17 protein-coding genes and 1 pseudogene are annotated in these 18769 nt (G+C 70.8%); 2 read left to right on the top strand and 16 right to left on the bottom strand.

The window, feature by feature from the left end; all coding sequences use genetic code 11:
* Nucleotides 1–37: 37 nt before the first annotated feature.
* Nucleotides 38–1108 carry a C45 family peptidase gene (locus R2D22_RS32420; RefSeq protein WP_318108604.1) on the bottom strand — a complete coding sequence of 357 codons (1071 nt, stop codon included), beginning with the start codon at nt 1106–1108 and terminating at the stop codon, nt 38–40.
* 124 nt (nt 1109–1232) lie between these two features.
* On the opposite strand from R2D22_RS32420, the gene R2D22_RS32415 reads away from it, so the two are divergent.
* Together R2D22_RS32415 and R2D22_RS32410 are read left to right on the top strand one after the other, a co-directional pair.
* Nucleotides 1233–2261, top strand: coding sequence for a LacI family DNA-binding transcriptional regulator (locus R2D22_RS32415; RefSeq protein ID WP_318108603.1), 1029 nt, complete (start codon nt 1233–1235; stop codon nt 2259–2261).
* A gap of 386 nt (nt 2262–2647) precedes the next feature.
* Nucleotides 2648–3232, top strand: coding sequence for an MFS transporter (locus tag R2D22_RS32410; protein ID WP_318108602.1), 585 nt, complete (start codon nt 2648–2650; stop codon nt 3230–3232).
* Nucleotides 3233–3287: 55 nt separating this feature from the next.
* On the opposite strand, the gene R2D22_RS32405 is transcribed toward R2D22_RS32410, so the two are convergent.
* From R2D22_RS32405 to R2D22_RS32335, 15 genes and pseudogenes are all read right to left on the bottom strand, one after another.
* A complete protein-coding gene (locus R2D22_RS32405; RefSeq protein ID WP_318108600.1) occupies nt 3288–3518 on the bottom strand; it encodes a hypothetical protein in 231 nt (76 codons plus the stop codon).
* 140 nt (nt 3519–3658) lie between these two features.
* Nucleotides 3659–4876, bottom strand: coding sequence for an aminotransferase class V-fold PLP-dependent enzyme (locus R2D22_RS32400; RefSeq protein WP_318108598.1), 1218 nt, complete (start codon nt 4874–4876; stop codon nt 3659–3661).
* Between the two features lie 2 nt (nt 4877–4878).
* Nucleotides 4879–6165 carry a phenylacetate--CoA ligase family protein gene (locus R2D22_RS32395; RefSeq protein WP_318108595.1) on the bottom strand — a complete coding sequence of 429 codons (1287 nt, stop codon included), beginning with the start codon at nt 6163–6165 and terminating at the stop codon, nt 4879–4881.
* Between the two features lie 18 nt (nt 6166–6183).
* Complete coding sequence (locus tag R2D22_RS32390) at nt 6184–7143, bottom strand: ParB/RepB/Spo0J family partition protein (RefSeq protein ID WP_318108593.1); 960 nt, start codon at nt 7141–7143, stop codon at nt 6184–6186.
* A gap of 528 nt (nt 7144–7671) precedes the next feature.
* Complete coding sequence (gene dpgC, locus R2D22_RS32385) at nt 7672–8925, bottom strand: (3,5-dihydroxyphenyl)acetyl-CoA 1,2-dioxygenase DpgC (RefSeq protein WP_318110120.1); 1254 nt, start codon at nt 8923–8925, stop codon at nt 7672–7674.
* An 80-nt stretch (nt 8926–9005) separates the two neighbouring features.
* Complete coding sequence (gene dpgB / locus R2D22_RS32380) at nt 9006–9722, bottom strand: enoyl-CoA-hydratase DpgB (RefSeq protein WP_318108591.1); 717 nt, start codon at nt 9720–9722, stop codon at nt 9006–9008.
* 11 nt (nt 9723–9733) lie between these two features.
* Entirely contained in the window at nt 9734–10882 is a 1149-nt protein-coding gene (dpgA, locus tag R2D22_RS32375; RefSeq protein WP_411977103.1) for a 3,5-dihydroxyphenylacetyl-CoA synthase DpgA, read from the bottom strand.
* A gap of 88 nt (nt 10883–10970) precedes the next feature.
* Nucleotides 10971–12203, bottom strand: coding sequence for an aminotransferase-like domain-containing protein (locus R2D22_RS32370; RefSeq protein WP_318110116.1), 1233 nt, complete (start codon nt 12201–12203; stop codon nt 10971–10973).
* 135 nt (nt 12204–12338) lie between these two features.
* Nucleotides 12339–13307: pseudogene (locus R2D22_RS32365) on the bottom strand (alpha-hydroxy acid oxidase); the annotation flags it as partial.
* Nucleotides 13308–13381: 74 nt separating this feature from the next.
* Nucleotides 13382–14407 carry a 4-hydroxyphenylpyruvate dioxygenase gene (gene hppD, locus R2D22_RS32360; protein ID WP_318108589.1) on the bottom strand — a complete coding sequence of 342 codons (1026 nt, stop codon included), beginning with the start codon at nt 14405–14407 and terminating at the stop codon, nt 13382–13384.
* A gap of 41 nt (nt 14408–14448) precedes the next feature.
* Nucleotides 14449–16029, bottom strand: a complete 1581-nt coding sequence (locus R2D22_RS32355) for an MBL fold metallo-hydrolase (protein ID WP_318108587.1) — start codon at nt 16027–16029, stop codon at nt 14449–14451.
* A gap of 108 nt (nt 16030–16137) precedes the next feature.
* The gene (locus tag R2D22_RS32350) at nt 16138–17094 is read right to left on the bottom strand and encodes an ornithine carbamoyltransferase (RefSeq protein WP_318108585.1); all 957 of its coding nucleotides are present in this window, start codon (nt 17092–17094) and stop codon (nt 16138–16140) included.
* Nucleotides 17091–18068 (bottom strand): pyridoxal-phosphate dependent enzyme, encoded by a 978-nt coding sequence (locus tag R2D22_RS32345; RefSeq protein WP_318108583.1) that lies wholly within the window; start codon nt 18066–18068, stop codon nt 17091–17093. The genes R2D22_RS32350 and R2D22_RS32345 overlap by 4 nt, the downstream gene beginning before the upstream one ends.
* A 22-nt stretch (nt 18069–18090) precedes the next feature.
* On the bottom strand, nt 18091–18423 hold the full coding sequence (locus R2D22_RS32340) for a hypothetical protein (protein WP_318108581.1): 333 nt from the start codon (nt 18421–18423) through the stop codon (nt 18091–18093).
* 29 nt (nt 18424–18452) lie between these two features.
* The gene (locus R2D22_RS32335) at nt 18453–18728 is read right to left on the bottom strand and encodes a hypothetical protein (protein ID WP_318108579.1); all 276 of its coding nucleotides are present in this window, start codon (nt 18726–18728) and stop codon (nt 18453–18455) included.
* Nucleotides 18729–18769 lie beyond the last annotated feature (41 nt).

Genomic DNA, 18769 nt, shown 5'->3' with positions numbered 1-18769 from the left:
TCCTTGTCCATGGGGTGCATCTGGGTCCTCGGGTTCCTCAGAACCGGTCGAGGCCCTCGCGGGCCGCGGTGTCCGGGTTGCCTGCCCGGTGGTCGAGGGCGAAGCCGGGAAGGTCGAGGGAGGCGGTGAGCAACGTGCTCCACCGCTCGTGGGCCGGCTGGGAGTCGTCGGCCCGCACGCACACGACGGCCGCGGCACCGTCGCCGCCGCAGAAGGCGGCCGCGCGCTCCGGCGCGGTACGGCCTGTCATGGCGCCGCGCACCGCGCGCGCATGGTCGTAGCGCTCGGTGGACGCCGTTTCCGGGGTGCTGATGTCGCCTTCGGCGAGGGCGGGATCGAGGAAGTGGTTCGTGTGGACGACCCAGCCGTCGGCGTCGGGTCGCACCAGGGCGATTCCGGCGGGTGACATCTCGATGGACGCCGCTTCGGCCCGGCCCTCCCGGTAGGTCGCGACGGTCAGCACGGTGGAGGCGCTCAGGGCCGCGGAGGCGGCGATGTCGCGGGCCTCCGCCACCGTCGTCGCCTCCTCGAGGACGCGACGCGCGACGGCGTGGACGGGCACGCCGCCGCCGCCGTTGTCGGAGCGGTGCCTCAGGATGTTGAAGTGCAGGCCGAGGCCGGCGTCGTTCACGCCGATCTTCGCGGCCGTGCCGAACTCGGTGAAGAGCTTCACCCGGCGTCCCGTTCCGGTCACCAGCGACAGCAGGAGCCCGTCCGGCGTGAGCGCGTCGTGCCAGTCCCAGGTCTGGATCGTCTCGGGCGGGCCGCCGGCGGGCGGCGCGTACACGGCGGTGGTGCACTCGCCCTTGCCGGGCGCGGCGGCGAGTACTTCGGTCCGCGCACCGACCGCGGCCATCTGCCAGGGATCGACGCCCGCCGCGGCGGCCATGCCGTCGGACTCCTCGACCAGGCCCGGGTACCAGTCGCGCAGGGCGTCGTGGCTGTGGGCGGCGATGGCGCGGACGGTCGTCTCCGGGATGCCCAGCACCTCGAAATGCGCCAGGTAGCCGGCGGTGATGCCACGCACCCGGTCCGCGTGGCGGGTGCCGATCTCACGGCCCCGGGCATGCGGGTCGGTGGTGGTCGTAAGCAGAGTGTGCAGCTTCATGGTGGTGCCGTAGGACCTTTGCTTGTGAGGCCAGTCACAGTGGGGAACGGGCGACACGCTAGGTAGGTAAAACGTTTAATACAACGGTCTTGTCCTGTTCGTTTTCCGCACCGAGGAGGTCGCCGTGACCCGGTCGAAAGGCGTCACCATTCGCGATGTCGCCGCGCGCGCGGGCGTCTCCGTCGCGGCGGTGTCGATGGCTCTCAACGACACCGGGACGCTGAGCGCGGCCACGCGGCTGCGCGTCCGGGCGGTCGCCGAGGAGATGGACTACCAGGCCGACGCCCTCGCGCGCGGGCTGCGCCGTTCGTCGGTCGGGGCGATCGGACTCGTCATCCGCTCACTGGACGCGCTGGGCGAGTACGCGCCCCGGGGCGTCGACGTCTTCACCCGCTACATCGGCGCGGTCTCGGCGCAGGCGATGGACCGCGGCCTCAGCGTGATGCTCGTACCCGACCCGACCAAGAGGCCGACCCCGCCACTGGCGCTGTCGCTCGACGGCTACATCGTGACGATGCCGCACGTGGACGACTCGGTGGTCGCCCTGCTCGAACGGCGCGGGATCCCGTACGTGACGCTGGGCCGCGATCCCAGCCGCCCGGACTTCGTCGACTGGGCGACGGAGGACGAGAGTTCGAGCTTCCGGCGCATCTACGACCATTTCGCCGCGGCGGGCGCCCGGTCGATCGCGCTGCTGCGCGGCACCGACCCCAACGCCTGGAACATCGACAGCGAGGCGACGTACCGCGCGTGGTGCGCGAGCGCCGGGATCACGCCGCGCGTCTACCTGTCGGCCGAACGCGCCGGCGAGCAGGGCGGCGAGAGCGTCGCGCACGCGATGGTGAACGACGGCGTCCCCGACGCGATCCTCTGCCACACCGGCCGCCAGGCGGCCGGGGTCCTCGCCGGCCTCACGGCCCGCGGCGTCCCCGTCCCCGACCGCACGATGCTCGCCGCGGCCTCGGACTCGGAGCACACCAGGCACAGTCGCCCCGCCATCTCGGCCCTGGAACTCCACGCCACGGAAACGACGTTGGCGCTGCTCGACCTCCTCCAGGCCCGCATCGCGGGCGAACCGAGCAAGGGCCCGGTCCTGACGACGGCCCGTTTCCGAGCCCGCGCCTCCTCCCGCCGCACCGGCCCGCACACCTGACGCCGCCTAAGCGGCGCCGCCCGGCGGCAGCAGGCGCTCGACGAACCAGACGAGGCCGATGAGGCCGACGACGGCGGCCGCGCGCCCGCTGGCCTACGGCGCGATCGACGGAATGTACACCGGAGCCACCGCCCTGCTGTGGCTCGTCGGCGGTTACGTCGCGGACCGGGTCCGCAAGCCGAAAGCGGTGGCGGGCACCGGGTACGCGATGTCGGCGCTGGCCAAGCTCGGCCTGCTGACCGTCGGACGCACGGCCGGCGCGATCGGGCTGGTCGTCGCCGTCGACCGGGCCGGGAAGGGACTGCGGACCGCACCCCGGGACGCGCTCATCACCCTGTCGGCCCCCGCCGCACGCGCTGGGCCGCGCCTTCGGCGTGCACCGGGCGATGGACAGCTTCGGCGCGTTCCTCGGGCCGCTGGTCGCGCCGGCCGTGCTGGCGGTCGCCGGGCAGGCCTTCGACGCCGTACTCGTCACCAGCTTCTGCATCGCCGCGCTCGGCGTGCTCGTTCTCGTGCTGTTCGTCCGGGACCGGCACGACGAACGCCCGCCCGCCAGGCCGGCCTCCCCGCGCGAGGCTCTGACGCTGCTGCGCGTCGCGCCGGTGCGCCGGCTGCTCCTCGCGGCGTGCCTGCTCGGGTTCGCCGTCATCGGCGACGGCTTCGTCCATCTGCTGCTGCAGCGCCAGGAGGAGGTGTCCCTGGGGAGCTTCCCGCTGCTCGCGGTCGGCACCAGCCTGACCTATCTCCTGCCGGCGGTGCCGGTCGGGGCCCTGGCCGACCGGATCGGACGCGTCCCCGTCGTCCTCAGCGGCTACACGGCCCTGCTCCTCGTCTATCTGGCCCTGTCCGGCTCCCTGCAGGGCCGGCCGTTGCTGGTCCTGGTCCTGGCCTGTTCAAGACCCTGGAGACCTTCTCCGTCGTCAAGGACGGCAAGCCCTACCGGTCGGCCGACGTCAACTACTGGGGAGTGACGTTCACCGAGGACGACAACACCTTCTACGCGACCATGTACACCAAGGGTCACCGCTACCTGGTCCGGGGCGACTTCGCCGCGCGCACCGTGCGCACCGTGCGCGACCGGGTCGAATGCCCTTCGCTGTCCCCCGACGGGACCAGGATCGCGTTCAAGGCGCCCATCGACGGCGACTCGACCCGGGGACGGCGGCTCTCCGTGCTCGACGTGGCCACCGGCCGCGTCACCGCCACGGCCGAGACCCGCAGCGTCGACGACCAGGCGGCCTGGCTGGACGACGCCACCCTCGCCTACGCCCAGCAGCACGACGACGGCACCAAGGACCTCTGGTCCGTCCCCGCCGACGGCTCCGGCACTCCACGGCAGTTGCTACGCAACGCCCACTCACCGGCGCCGCTCGGCGGACCCCGGGTGGCGCCCCCGGTCAGCCGCGCGGGGCGGGGGGTGCCATCCAGGTCAGGAGCTCGTCCAGGGCCTGGTAGAAGCCCTCGATCTCGGCGACCTCGTTGTACAGGTACGCCGAGACGCGGAGGACCTCGCCGCCGGCGAGTTCGGTGACCAGCGGCTGGGCGCACATGTGGCCGCTGCGCACCATGTAGCCGTAGGAGTCGCTCAGCAGCCGGGCGACCTCGCCGCCGGGGATCCCCGCGTCCAGGCGCAGGGACGCCAGGGCGATCCGGTCGGTGCGGTCCGGGGGGCCGATCAGGCGCACGCCGGGACGGGCGAGGGCGCCGTCGACCAGGGCCGCGCAGAGGTCCTGGTCGTGCCGGTGGCGTTGCTCCGGGTCGAGCTCCTCGAGGTACCGGATCGCCGCGGCGGCGCCGATGACGGAGGCGACGGCCGGGGTCCCCGCCTCGAACCGGAACGGGATGCGCCGGTCCACACTGCCGTCGAGGTCGACCCAGTCGACCATGCCCCCGCCGACCGACAGGGGACGCAGCGCCGCGAGTTGCTCGCTGCGGCCGAAGAGGCAGCCGACCCCGGTGGGACCCAGCATCTTGTGCAGCGAGAACGCCATGAAGTCGACGTCCAGGTCCCGCACGTTGAGGCGCCCGTGGGGCAGGGACTGCGCGGCGTCGAGCACGATCGTCGCGTCGCAGGCGGCGCGGACCTCGGCCACCAGCTCCCGCACCGGATGGACGACCCCGGTGACGTTGGAGCAGTGCGTGAGCACGACCACCTCGGGCCGGTCGCTCAGGAGCTTCCGGAAGTGTTCACGGTCGAGGCGGCCGTGCGCGTCCACGCCTGCCAGATCGAGCCGCCCGACCCTGCGCCAGGGCAGCAGCTGGGAGTGGTGCGCGTCCAGGCAGCCCACGATGCGCGCGTCCGGTTCCAGATCGAGGCCGGCGGCGACGAGGTTCAGCGCCTCGCTGGTGTTCTTCAGCAGGACGACCTCGTTCGCCGCGGCGCCGATGTGCCGGGCGATCACCGTGCGGGAGGACTCGTAGGCATCGGACGCCTCCTCGGAGAGCCGGTGCTTGCCGCGGTGGATGTTCGCGCCGTTGGACTCGTAGTACTCGCAGACGGCCTGGACGACCGAGCGCGGCTTCAGGGTCGTGGCCGCGTTGTCCAGGTAGGAGATCGCGCGTCCGTCGATCTCCCGGCCCAGCGCGGGGAAATCGTCCCGGCAGGGATCCTTCATGGTCACCACGCGCCTTCCGCGGAGAGGTGGGACACGCACGCCTGGAACTTCCCGCTGCGTTCGGTGGCGATGTAGTCGACCGCCTCGACGCGGACGCGGTTCGGCTCCAGAGCCTCGGTCAGGCGGTCTTCGAGCGCCGACGCGTCGCCGGCCTGTTCCCCGGAGTTGGCGACGTACCGGAAGGTGCAGGCGCCCGTCGGGTCCTGCTCCAGTCGGTAGAGGTCGATCCAGGGTGCGTCGCCGACGACGGCGTCCACCGCTCCCGGCGAGACGAGACGGCCGTCCTGCAGCCGCACGGCCTGCGTGGCCCTGCCCTCGATCCGTACCACCGGCAGCTCGCTGCCGCAGTCGCACGCGTCCCCGAGCGGGGTGAAGTAGTCCCCGGTGGCGTACCGGATGCGTGGCACCAGGGTGTCGTCGATCGTGGTCACGTACAACTCGCCCATGGTGCCGATCTCGACCGGTCTGCCGTCCCGGACGAACTCCAGGTAGAAGTCCCGGTTGTTGATGTGCCGACGTCCCTTGTGGCACTCGAACCCCAGATACCCCAGCTCGGACATGCCGATCATGTCGCCGACCGGCATGTCCGCGCCCATGAACGCGTCGATCTCCCGACGGGCCACACGTGTCATGAGGGTGTAGCCGCTCACCATGTGCAGGGTGCGTGGCGAGGTGATCCGCCGTCCGAGCCGCCGCGCCCATCTGACCAGGAAGGCGAAGTGCGTGGAGTCCACCAGCAGCAGGTCGGGTTGGCAGATCTCCAGCTCGTCGAGGGCCTTGACGATCTGCCATTCGGGGGTCGCCATCAGGTCGTGGGCGACGGACAGCACCACGGTGCCGTCCGGGAGCGTCCGGTCCTCCAGGGTGGACAGTCCGGTCGCGCATTCCACGTCCGAACAGTTCGGCGGCGCGAACCGGCACGCCTTGGGTCTGCTGCCGGGACGCCAGAGATCGTCGAAGCGGCGGTTGACCGCGAGGGCCGTCGCCTGCCGGCGCGCCAGGTCGTAGGAGAGGATGGCGCTGTTGAGACGATCGCCGGACGTCCCGGAGCTCTGGAAGCGCATGACGTGCGGCGAGTTGAGGGTGTATCCCTTGGCGAGCACCCCCGCGGGGAAGTTTCGCCGGTAGTCCGCCTTCGACGTCGGCGGAATCCGCAGGAAGTCGTCCGCGTTCCTGATATCGCCCGGGCGGAGGCCGTTCTCCTCCATGTGCCGACGAAGGAAGGCCGTGTTTTCGAATGCGTAGGCGATCTCCTGACGCGCGTCCTCGAATCCTGCGGGCTCCGTCATGATCCGACCGTCACCACGTCACTCACCGGCTCCGCGTCGGTTCTCCAGCCGTACGCGCTCGTCCAGTTGCTTCGCGAGGTCCGTCCACGTCCCCGCGTAGTACCGGGCCAGGTCCAGCACCAGGGTTCCGCAGTGACTCGGCACGGCCTCCATGAGCTCCTCGCCCGCCCGCGTCACCACCGCGTTCTGCTGCTGCAGCAGCCGGAGCAGCTGTCGTCCGCCCTCCTTGTGCCGGAGCGACGGATCCCTCAGCAGCTTCTCCAGGGCGGCGGCGGGATCCGCCGGGAACGGGTTCTTGCGGTGCTCGACGCGCCGCTCGCCGGTATCGGCCACCGCGGGCTCGTCCGCCGGGGACTCGGCGGCACGGGCGGGCTCCACCACCGGAGCCAGTCCCGACTCGAGCCGCTTGCGGACATCGCTGACGGTCGCGGGAGAGATGCCGGCCAGGCGCGCCACCTCGCGTAACGAGGCCTCCGGGCGCTCGGCTATCAGTTCGGCCGCCCTGAGCCGACCGTCCATGCTGCTCAGCGGGCGCGTCTTGCCGTCCCTGCCGATGCGGGCGGTGAGCTGGGGCAGCACGTCGGCCGCGCGACGGCGGATCGCCGCGACCGCCTTGGCCCCGAGGCCGGCCGCCCGTGCGATCGCCCGGTCCGACATCTGCGGGTGGGAGGTGATGATCCGGCCGGCGGCGGCCCGCCGGTCGGCCAGGGACAGCGGGAGGCCGTGGGAGACGTTCACCTCCACCGCCCGCAGGAACGCTTCTTCCGGCGTTCCGTCGAACAGCTCGACCTCGATCAGCCCCTGGCCGCGCAGTTTCGCGGCCATGAGGCGGTGCATCCCGTCGATCACCCGCATGGTGCGGCGATCCACGAGAATGGGCGGGATCGGCGTGTCGATTTCCGCCAGCCTGGCGATGTGCTCCTCGTCGAGCCCCTGCGAACGGGGAGACTCGCCGGGAAGAAGTAAGTCGATGGACATCAGGGAGACATTCGACTGACGTTCCGGTTGACGCCGCGGAACATCGCCGCCCTCGCCACCGAGGTTCTCCGAGTCCGATCTGTGTGTGCGAACTGACTGAATCAAGGTATTCACCTAATCCGGTTCCGATTCGGAATACGCCGCTCCAGCTCACTTGAAGGGCGATCCGAATACCGTTCGCCGAGCCACCTCTTGCCGTTCCCGACCTCACCCCCGCCGTCCCGACGCGTCGGCTCATGACGCGGCCCGGAACGGGCGGGAGGGCAGCAGAGCACCACGATCTCGGCCCCCCGTAACGCTGCTGTCTGCCGTGTCCATCGTCACTTTTCCGACCCCGCCGTGTCTACCGGACGGATCAACATTCCCCAGAAGAACACTCGTCACAGGAGTCACAGCACTCACAGCAGTTCATGCCGACCGGCCAGTACGCGCCGACATTCGGGCAAAGCCTGAACGCCGGTGGTATACCGACCGGACGGCAAGAGTGTTCAACTGCTGCTGCGCCTCATTTGAGCATCGATCCGCCCCTCAACTCGAGGCGGCGAACCGTCCCACTTTGTCGATGACGTCGGAGCTGTACAGGCGAAGTGATTGCTGCAGCGCGAACTCGGCCATGTATGTCTGGAATTCGCTCTGGGATTCCTCGGCGAGGTTCAGCATCCGCCGGTTGGCGAGGACCGCGGAACCCCGCAGCCGCCGCAGCGCGCCCTCGACCGCCTCGTCCAGCGCCTCGCTCTCGTGCACCTCGTCGAAGACGAGCCGGGCCTCCGGCTCGCCGGCCCTCAGCCGGCGACCGCCGAGGATCATCTGCCGGGCCAGACGCGGGCCGACGGCCCTGCCCAGACGGAAGTTGGACGCCCCGGGGATGATGCCCTCCTTGGCGGCAGGAAGGCTGACGTAGGCGTCCGACGCGGCGAGTACGTAGTCGAACACCAGCAGGATCTGGCAGCCGCCGCCGATCGCGAAGGTGTCCACGGCCGCCACCCACGGCTTCTCCACCGTGGCCGGCAGTCCTCCCGGAGCGTTCTCGGTCAGGACGCCGCGAAGAATCTTGTGAATGTACCCGAGCTCCCGGCGCAGCAGGAAGTCCACGAGTGAGATCCCGCCACCGTGGAGCGTCTTGAGGTTCACCCCGGCGCTGAAGACGCGTCTGCCCCGGTAACGCGGATGCGTCATCTCACCGCCCCGCAACAGGCAGACCTCCACCCCGGGATCGAGGAGCGCGAGGTCGACCGCCGTCTCCATGTCGTCGATCTGCTGGTCGTCCTCCGCGTTCAGGCAGTCGTCGCGGCACATCGTCAGACGCGCCGCTCCGTCGGTCCGCACCAGGCGCACCGAGCCCAGGTCCGCCTCGCCGGTGCGCAGGAACTCCGGCAGCAGGCCGAGGGCCCGCGGGGTGGGACGCAGCATCGCGTCGAGCAGATGCGGGCCGGCCGTCGGCGATCGCAGCACCGCCCGGAAGAAGAGGCCCTGGTCGATCTCGTCCCCTTCCTTGTCCGCCTGCGGCCGCGAGCGCTCCGTCGCCAGCCGTTCGGGGGTCGGCACCAGACCGGGGAAGGCCGTCGCCGCGCCGTCGGCCAGCGCGTCGACCCGCAGATAGCGCGTACGGCCCTCGGTGAGCTCGTCGTACACCGCGTCGGCGTGCACGCCCAGGAACGCGGCGCGCAGGGCCCGGGCCTCGGAGCTCGCGGCCGCGGCGGCGGCCCGCTGGGCGGGCGAGCGCAGCGCCGGCTCGGGCAGGGCCGCGATGACCTCGTCGGAGCGCGCGGCGGCCTCCGCCAGTGCGGCCCGCGCCTGCGCCGGCTCGCCGCAGACCGCCCCGAGCGCGTCCCGTCCCCCACCCCCTGCGGGTTCGGTGAGCTTCACGACCGGGCTCCCGCCGCGGCGGCCCGGCGCAGCGCGCGGTCGCACGCCGCGAGATGCACGCCGAGTGCCTCCTCGAAGCTCGTCGTGGGCGCGTCCAGCAGCAGCTGGCGCCGGATGGCCAGCTCGGCCCCGGCCACGACGCCCGACCGCTCCACCGCGACGGCGACGGCCTTCGCCGGGTCGTCGACCACCTCGTCCACCAGGTTCAGGGCCAGCCCGTCGGCCGCCTCGACGGGCGTGCCGAAGAGCACGGCCCGGCGGATCACCGCGGCGTTCGCACCGTGCTTCGCGAGCCGGAAGAGCGCCATGCCCGGCCAGGTCGCCCCGTCCTCCACCGGTACCGTCAGACGGGCCGAGCGGGTCGCGATGCGGTAGTCCGCGGCGAGGAAGGCGTCCAGGGCCAGTCCCCCGCAGTCGCCCGTGGCGACCGCGATGGTCGCCGCCGGCAGCCGCTCCATGCGGCGGAGCACCTGCTCCCACTTGTTGACCAGCGAGACGGTCAGGCCGCGGGCCCGGGGCTTCTCCGGCGTGCCGGACACCTGGACGATCAGCTTGGCGCGCCCGCCCTGGTCCTCCGCCTGGTCGCAGGCCGCGGCGACGGCCGCGACGATCTCCGCGGAGAGCGCCTGCCGGCCGTCGATGCGCAGCAGAACGTGGTCCGCCGTCTCCTCGATGCCGGCGGGCAGGACCGTCTCCGTTGTCGCGTCGTTCATCTTCGCCTCCGTCACCACTGCACCAGCGCAGCCTCGATGGTGGAACCGGGTCCCATGACCATGAGGACGCCGTAGTCCCCGGACCGGGTCACACGTTCCTGGAGCAGCCGTTCGTAGGAGAACAGGAAGGAGCCGCTCGACAGGTTGCCGTAATCGCGCAGGACACCGATCGTGTGCCGCACGTCGTGCCGGGTCAGGCCCAGGTTGACCCGGACCGCGTCGATGACCTTCTTGCCGCCCGAGTGCACCAGCCAGTGGCTGATGTCGCTGCGGCGCAGTCCCGCGCCGTCCAGCAGGCGGCCGATGATCTGCTCCGCGTTCGCGCCCACCACGTACGGGACCTGGGGGTCCAGGAAGAAGCTGAACTTGCCCTGGGAGTCGTCCCAGTCGAAGCGCATCGCGTCGATCGCGTCGGTGATGAGGTGGCTGGCGAAGGAGAGGATGCGCGGACTGCCGGAATCGGTCGGCGATTCGGGAGCGCTGTGCGCGGTGTCCGGGGTGTCCGTGATCAGGGCGACCGCGGCCGCGCCGTCCCCGAAGAGGCTGTTCACCACGGCGGTGCGCAGGGTCGAGTCGATGACGTACGCGGCCGAGCACGCCTCCACGCAGAGCGCGACCGCGACCTTGCCCGGGTTGGCGACGGACCAGCCGGCCACGGCGTTGAGGGCGTTGAGGCCGGCGTTGCAGCCCATCCCCACCACGTCGACCCGGCTGGTGCGGGGCGAGAGGCCCATCTCGCGGATGAGCAGCGCGCTCAGCCCCGGGGTCAGGAACCCGGTGGTGGTCACACAGCACAGGTAGTCGATGTCCGCCGGATCAAGGCCGGAGTCCGCCAGACAGGCGAGTACGGCCCGGGCGCCCATGTCGAGCGCCATCCGCTTGTGCTTGTCAAGCAGTTCGCCCTGGCTCTCCTCGACCAGGGCGCCGTCGGCGTCCAGTTCGGGGAGGGTGAGGAAGCGCCGGTCGATGGCGCTGTTGAGGAAGACCGAGCGGACCTTGGGGTCCTCGATCGAGAAGTGGTCGAGCAGCTCCTGCTGGGAGTAGGAGTGTTCGCTGTTCGCCGTGCCGACACCGACGATCCGGGCGGAGGCGGTGGTCTTCGTCTGGGGAGCGCGGGCCCCCATGAGGTCGATCCCGGGCGTGATGGTTCCTGCGGTCATCGGAATGTCCACCCCCACATACGGGTCCTGCTGCGGATGAGAAGCTTTGCTGCCAGCACCGCGTGCCCTTCCTTGAGTTGTTGTCGGATCACTGCGTCTGCGCCCTTACGAAGCGCGCCAGCCGGTCGACGCCGTCCACGATCTCCTCGTGGCTCAGGTAGCTGACGGACAGCCGTAGGCTCGACTCGCCCCCGCCCTGCGGATAGAAGTAGGACATCGGCGTCCAGATGACGCCGAACTCCTCCGCGGACCGCTCCAGTGCCGCGTTGTCCGCGCGGAACGGGACGTTCACGGCGAGGAAGAAGCCGCCGGCCGGCTCGTTCCAGCTGATGCCGAGCGGGCCCCGTTCGTCCTCCGGGAAGCGCCGTTCGAGTTCCCGGAGGGTGACCCTCATCGCATCGCCGTAGTACGCGGCGGTGCGGGTGTTGAGCTCCGAGGTCCGGCCGTCGACGGAGAGCAGCATGCCGGCCGTGACGGCCTGGCTCACCGGAGAGGTGTTGACCGTCAGCATGCTCTTGATCCGGGCGAGTTCGTCCGCGAGCAGACCGGTGTTCCCCGCGTCGTCGACGACCGGCTGGTCGGCGACGACGAAGCCCACCCGGGTACCGGGGAAGAGCGTCTTGGAGTACGACCCCAGGTGCACGACCCGGCGCTCGCGGTCCAGGGACTTGAGCGTCGGCAGCTGTTCGCCGGGGCTGACCATCCGGTACGGGCTGTCCTCCAGGATCAGGATGTCGTGCCGCTCGGCCAGGTCCAGCAGTTCCAGGCGGGCGGGCAGCGTCATCGTGGTGCCGGAGGGGTTGGAGTGGTCGGGGATGACGTAGAAAGCGCGGGGCCGCCGGCCCCGGGCCCGCTCCGCCACGATCGCGGCCTCCAGGGCGGCGCAGTCGAAGCCCTTCTCGCCCTCCTCCACGGCGCCCACCTCGACGTCGAGCAGACGCGCGGCGCCGGTGATGCCGACGTAGCAAGGGCTGGACGCGAGCAGCACGTCCTCGGGGCCCGAGATGAGGGCCCGCACCGCGAGGAACATCGCCTCCTGGCAGCCCACGGTCACGACCACCGAGGCCGGCGACACGTCGATCCCCTCGTCCTTGCGCAGCGAGTCCGCGACGAGCTCCCGGATCTGGCCGGCGGTCGGCCCGTACTGGAAGATCGCGGAGCGGATCTGCTCGGGGCCGGCCCCCTGCGCGGACAGGTGGTCCAGGTAGCGGCGCAGGTAGGTGAAGACGTCCTCGGTGTCGAAGAACCCGTCGTAGGGTCGGCCGGGTGCGAACGAGACCGCGTCGGGATAGCGGTGGGTGACCTCGTTGAGGAAGTTCATCGTGTCGAGGACCGGGTCGCTGACGCTGCCGTGCAGCTCGCTCCTGCGGAGCCCGGCCACGCCCGTCCGCTTCAGCGGCGGCTCGGCGGGCCCGCCGGCGGGCTCGGGTCCTCCGACGAGCGGGGGACCCGCCCGGTCGACGGACGGCGTGCCCGTGAAGATCATCGTCTCCGCGAGTTCGTCGACGACGGTGCCGAGGACCTGTTCCACGCCCGCTTCGCCGCCGACCGCCAGGCCGTGCAGCACCGGACGTCCCAGGAGCACCGCGTCGGCGCCCAGCGCGAGCGCCGCCAGCACGTCCGAGCCGCGCCGCACACCGCCGTCGACGAGTACGGGGCAGGCACCCCGGACGGCGTCCGCGATCTCGGGCAGGACGTCGAGCGTCGCGGGCACCGCGTCCAGCTGGCGACCGCCGTGGTTGGACACGACGATGCCGGCGGCCCCGGCCGCGACCGACTGCCGGGCGTCGGCGGGCGTCAGGACGCCCTTGACCAGGACCGGCAGTGAGCTGATCGAGTGGAGCCAGTCGATCACCTCCCAGTCCAGGGTGGCGTCGAACTCGGCCAGCGCGTGGTCCGCGGGCGACGTGAAATCGGCGCCGGTGAGATTGGCGGGCACGATGCCGTCCGGCAGGCGGAAGCCGTTGCGCAGGTCACGCAGCCGCCGGCCGAGCCGGGGCGCGTCCGCCGTCAGGACCAGCGCCTCGAAGCCGGCCCGCTCGGCCCGTTCGACGAGCGCGCTGGTCGTGTCGCGGTCCCGGAAGCAGTAGACCTGCAGCCAGAGCGGCGCCGCGGCGGCCCGCGCGATGTCCTCGAAGGTCCGTCCGGCGAAGGTGCTCACGACGAACGGCAGACCGGCCCGGCCGGCGGCCCCGGCCGTGGCCACCTCGCCGGCCGGGTCCGCCAGGGTGTGGTACGCGAGGGGGGCGACCCCGACGGGCGCCGCCCAGGTACGGCCCAGGATCCGGGTCGTGGTGTCCGGCCGTCCCACCCCGGTGAGCACGCGCGGCCGGAAGCGCACCCGGTCGTACGCCTCCACGTTGGCCGCGAGGGTCCGTTCCTCCCCCGCGCCGCCCGCGAAGAAGTCCCACACGCCCTGGTCCATGCCCGCACGGGCCAGGGTCGCGTAGTCGGCGAGGGTGTACGGACCCGGCGCGCCGCCGTCCGCCGCCGTGCCGCTCACCCCGCGGCCAGCCGGTCGCGCTCGACCGCCTCGTACAGGGCCCGTATGTTGGCGCTGCCGAATCCGCGTGAGCCCCGGCGCTGGATGAGCTCGAAGAACAGGGTGTTGCGCTCGTAGGGCGAGCGGCTGAACAGCTGCAGCAGGTAACCCCATTCGTCACGGTCGGCCAGCACCTGGACGGCCCTCAGCTCGGCGACCTCCACTCGCATGCCGGTGATCCGCTCGGCAAGCCCGTCGTAGTACGCGTCGGGGGTGGCGAGGAACTCGGTGCCGGCCTCGCTCATGCGCCGTACGGCGGGGATGATCTCGTCCACCAGGAAGGCGAGGTGCTGGACACCGGGACCACCGTTCCGGTCGAGGAAGGCGTCGAGCTGCCCGGGTTCCTTCGACGGGTCCGGCGCGACCAGGGTGAAGGTGACCCGCCCCGAGTCGCTGCGGACGACGATCGAGTCCATCGCCTGGTCCCCGACCGCCACGTACTCGGAGGAGTACCGGGACATCCCGAAGGCGGCCTCGTAGAAGTCCGCGTACTCCGTGAGCCGGTGCCCTTCCAGGCAGACTGCGATGTGGTCGAGCAGCCGGACCGGGCCCTCCTGCGCGGGCTCCGGCGCCGGTGCGCTGCGTACCCAGCGGCGGCCCGGCGGCAGCTCGGCCGCCGACGCCGTGGCGTGCGGCAGCAGGGTGTGGGCGACGTCGCCGAAGCCGGAGACGACGGGGTGGCCGTGCCGGCGGCCCAGGGACCGGGCGCCGGCGGCCACCGCCGCGTCGTGCGTCGCCTCGACGTCGTCACAGCTGAACGCGATGTCGGCGATGCCGTCCCCGTGCCGGTCGAGGAAGCGGGTGGTGCCCGGGCCCGACGTGACGATCAGCCGGGTCTCCCCCTGCCGCAGCAGGATGGAACTCCGGTCGGGCTCGACGGAGTCGGCGATGCGGGTGAAGCCCATTCCCGAGACGAAGTAGTCGACGGCCGTCGGCGCGTGCCGGGTGTACAACTCGGCGTACGACAGGTCCTGCACAGTCATGAAGCTGTCTCCTCAAGAGCCGCTGGGTTGCCGGTCGTCTGCTACCAGCGCCATTCCTGCTGGCCGTACAGGTGGCCCGCCTTGATCCCGCGGTCCTTGCACCAGGTCATGAACTCGTCGATCTGCTTGATCTGGTACGTGTCCTCGGTGTAGGTCGTCGCCATGACGTGGCCGAGCCAGGGCTCCTCGCCCATGGCGTAGACGTACGCCTCCTTGGCCCCGAGCTCGACCATGATGTCGGCGGCCTGCGCCGCGTTGGAGCCCGACAGCTTGCGGGAGTGGCTCATCTTCTTGGTGACCGGCTTGGTGAGCAGCGCCTGATAGAGCCAGGTGAGCGGGGCACCGTCGCACTCCATGCCGAGGAAGGCGATGTCCGCGGTGCCGAGGTGGCGCTGGACGTAGCGGTACAGCACCGGGTCGATGCCCGAGGAGTCCGCGCCGATGTAGACCTTCTTGCCTGCGAACTCGGCCCAGTAGGTGGACTTGCCGCGGATGTCGAGGTCGCAGTGCTCGCCGAGGAACGGCGTCGCGGTGATCTTGCCGCCGGGGAACTCCACCTCGTCGAAGTCGTCGACCTCGATGACCGGGAAGCCCTGGTGCTTGAGCATGAGCGCCATGGACGGGTCGGCGAGGTTGCCGCGCGAGGACCGGGGGACGACGATCTGGCCGACCCGGCCCCGGAGCTGGAGCAGGGTCTCCAGGACGATGTGGTCCTGGTGGCCGTGCGTGATCAGCACGAGGTCGATGTAGTCGGGCAGGTCGTCGAGGGTGTAGCGGTCGCCGGCGGTGTTGTCGGCGCTGATGAACGGGTCGGTCACGACGGCGGCCTCGGGCGTCTGGAGGACCAGACAGGCGTGGCCGAAGTAGCGGATGCGGCCGCCCGCGTCGATGTGCCGGTCCTCCGCCAGGCTCGGCCGGTCGCTCAGCATGCCGGACAGCTGCTTCGTCTGCGCGTCGTCGAGTTCGAGGGCCTCACGGAGCTTCGCCAGCGTCGTGGGCTGCACCCGGGCCTTGAACAGCGCTTCGAGTCCGGCGTGGCGGAACGGGATGTCCAGCTCCAGCACATCGGGCGAGGGCAGTCGCGGCGTGCTGAGGATGAACGGCCGCTCGATGCCGGTCTCGAAGGAGAGCTGCACCGACTGGCGCTCCTCCTGGTAGATGTCGCTGTGGTAGGCCAGCGGCTCCATGAAACGGATCTGGGCCTGGTTGTCGGTGTCGTACGCCAGCTCGACCAGGCCGGCGAGCTCCGGGGGCAGCTTCGGGTACAGCGGGGTCAGGTCGAACCCGGTGGCGTTCGCGCGGAGCAGTTCCTGTCCCTCGGCGATCGCCTCGGCGAAGCGGATCATGCCGGCCCGCTCGCGCTTGATGGTGGCCAGCAGGTCGCGTACCTCGTCGGCACGCTCCTCCGCGATGTTGATGAAGTAGCCGCCGCGCAGTTCGGGGTTGCTGCTGGCCGCCACGTGGACCTTCGGGGACTGGAGGTACGACTCCAGGAGCGGTACCTGCAGGAACGCCAGGTTCATCGCGGCCTGGACGGGCGCCAGGGTGTGCGGCCAGACGTAGAACCGGTCCACCAGTGGTTCCACGATGACCTTGGGTCGCAAGAACAGCTCGTCAGACATGGGTGCCCCGCCCTCCGGAGAAATGCTTGAACTCAACAGCGAACATTCGGAAAAGGCCGCGGACGGCGAACGGGCCCGCGCAGGAGGGCGGCCGTCCGTGGCGATGGGTCAACTGCGCTCGGTCTGCGGCTCGTTGCCGGCCGCCACCCACTCCAGTACGGCCATGGCACTGGTCAGCTTCATCTCGGCCTGCTTCCAGGCGATCGAGCGCGGGCCGTCGAGGACCGCGCCGGAGACCTCCTCGCCGCGGTGCGCGGGCAGGTCGTGCATGAACACCGCTTCCGGCCAGCGTCCGAGAAGCCGCTCGTCGATGTGGAACGGGCGGAACCGCTCCCGCCAGTCCGGGTCCGCCTTGACGGTGCCGGTCGTCTGCCAGCGCGTCGTGTAGACGACGTCCACGTCCTTCGGCAGGTCGTCCATGTCGTGGACCTCGCGCACGCTGCCGCCCGACTCGGCCGCCCGCTTCGCCGCCGTGTCCAGCACCTGCGGGTCCAGTCCGTAGCCGGCCGGGGTGGCGAAGGTGACGTGGCAGCGCGGGAGGTGGGAGATGCCGTGGGCGAGGGCCGACGCCGTGTTGTTGCCCTCGCCGAGGTAGAGCACGGAGATGCCGTCGAGCGAACCGAACTGCAGGAGCATCGTCGCCAGGTCGCACACGCCCTGGGTCGGGTGCTCCTCGGCGGCCATGGCGTTGATCACCGGCAGCCGGCCGGCGCCGGCCATCTCCCGCAGTTCCTCCAGCGGTCCGGACGTCCTCGCGACGAGCGCGTCCAGCATGGAACCGAAGATGCGACCGGTGTCCCTGATCGATTCGCCGGTCGCCGTCTGGAGATCGTTGGGCCCGTACGTGACGGGAAACCCGCCGAGCCGGACGACGCCGCTGGTGAACGCGGTCCTGGTCCGCGTCGACGTCTTGGCGAAGAGGACGCCGACCAGTTTGTCGCGCAGCGGCCTGTCGTGCGCCGTGCGGTCGAGGAAGAACTCTCGGGACCTGGCGACCAGGCCCTGCAGTTCCTCCCGGGTCAGTTCGGACAGCGTCAGCAGCCCGCGTGTCTCGGTGGACATCATTCTCCGCTCTCGCCCAGGGCGCGGTAGACGACGGCGCCGCCCGTCCCGGTCGTGGTGATCCCCTGGGCGGTCCGCCAGTCGGCGTGGTAGATGGTCGTCCGGTAGCGGTCCGCCCCGTCGGGGCAGAGACACACGAGCTCGTCGACCTCCGGGTCCTGCCGGAACATCCGCAGCGCGGCGGCCACGGTCGCCCCGGAACTTCCCCCGACGCCGATACCGGCCTCCTCGGACAGCGACAGGCAGGCCGACACCGCCTCGGCGACGTCGACGTACTCCACGGTCGCGGCCGCGGGGTCCAGGAAGCTCGACGGGCAGCTCGCCCCGATCCCGGACAGGAGCCGTCGCCCGGACGTGCGGCCGAGCGCCGCGGAACCGTGCACGTCGACACCGATGAGGCGCCAGTCCGCGCGGCCCGCGTCGACGAACCGCGTCAGGCCGGCGAGCGTGCCGCCCGTGGAGACGGGGACCAGGACCGTCGCCGGACCGGGTACCTGCCGAAGGAGTTCGGGCGCCGTGCTCTCGAAGTGGGCCTTCGGGTTCGCCTCGCTCCGGTACTGATTCGTCCAGACAAGGCCGGGACGGAGCTTCAGCTGTTCCTTGACGAATCTAATACGGTTGAGCAGAAATCCGCCGGCGGCGTCGGGTTCCTCGATCACCCGCACCCCGGCCCCGAGGCCGCGCATCCGGTCGATGAAGAATGAGCTGGTGCGCGGATCGACGACAGCGGTGAACGGGATACCACGTGCGGCGCATTCGGCCGACATGGCGACACCGAGATTTCCCGAGGTCGACTCGATGACGCCGATTTCCTTGTCGATCCGGTCGGCCACATGCTCGATCAAAGAGACGGCGATGCGGTCCTTCAGCGAGCCGAAAGGATTCTTCGATTCCAGCTTGAGTCGCAGCCGCCGCGTCTTCCCGTGCACGTCCAGGGAAACATCCACCAACGGAGTGTTCCCGACGGGTGAGCGCACGGGGTCCGCCGATATCACAGCGTCAGGCGTCGGCCGTTTCCGCGAGCGCGAGTCGACCGACCCCCTTCAGGGTGGCCAGATCGATGTCGGCGATGCAGCGCACCGGGTCACCGTTGAGCGTCAGGGTGCCCTCGACGTGCACGGTACCGGTCCGGGCGTCGAAGTCGGCGCCGCTGAGGTCCGACGCCTCCCGGTCCAGGCGGATGCCCAGGTCGGTGCCGCCTCTGGTCTCCGTGAACTTCACGAAGACGGTGCCGATGTCCGTCAGTCGCGTGTGCAGCTCCTCGAGCGTGGGCTCGGGTCCGCCGACCTCCACGGTCTGCTCCACGCTGAGGCGCTCGGTCAGTTCGTCCATGGTTCATCTCTCCGATCGAAACGGCCGGCTCAGGACGGCTCGGACTCCACGTAGGCGAATGCCAGGTCGTCCGGGATGCTGAATTTCAGAGTGGTCTCGCAGAATTCGCGCCACTCCGGGGTGTCCTCGGTGAAGAGCCGCTTGTCCTTGTCGACGCCGACAGGACTCAGCATGACCGTGAATTCATCGCAGAGGAACACCGTGGTGTCATCGGCGAGTTCACGCTCCTCGGGCTGCGCCCCGGCCGACCAGCCGGGAAAGCCGCGCAATTCACCCAGTGGGTACGATTTGCAGTACTTCCTCACCCGAACCTCCGACGGCTGCACAACGCAATTCGTTTTTGGGC

The sequence above is a fragment of the Streptomyces sp. HUAS YS2 genome, assembly GCF_033343995.1.
GTDB classification, from domain to species: Bacteria; Actinomycetota; Actinomycetes; order Streptomycetales; family Streptomycetaceae; genus Streptomyces; species Streptomyces solicathayae.
This window is presented reverse-complemented; position numbering and strand designations above follow the sequence as displayed.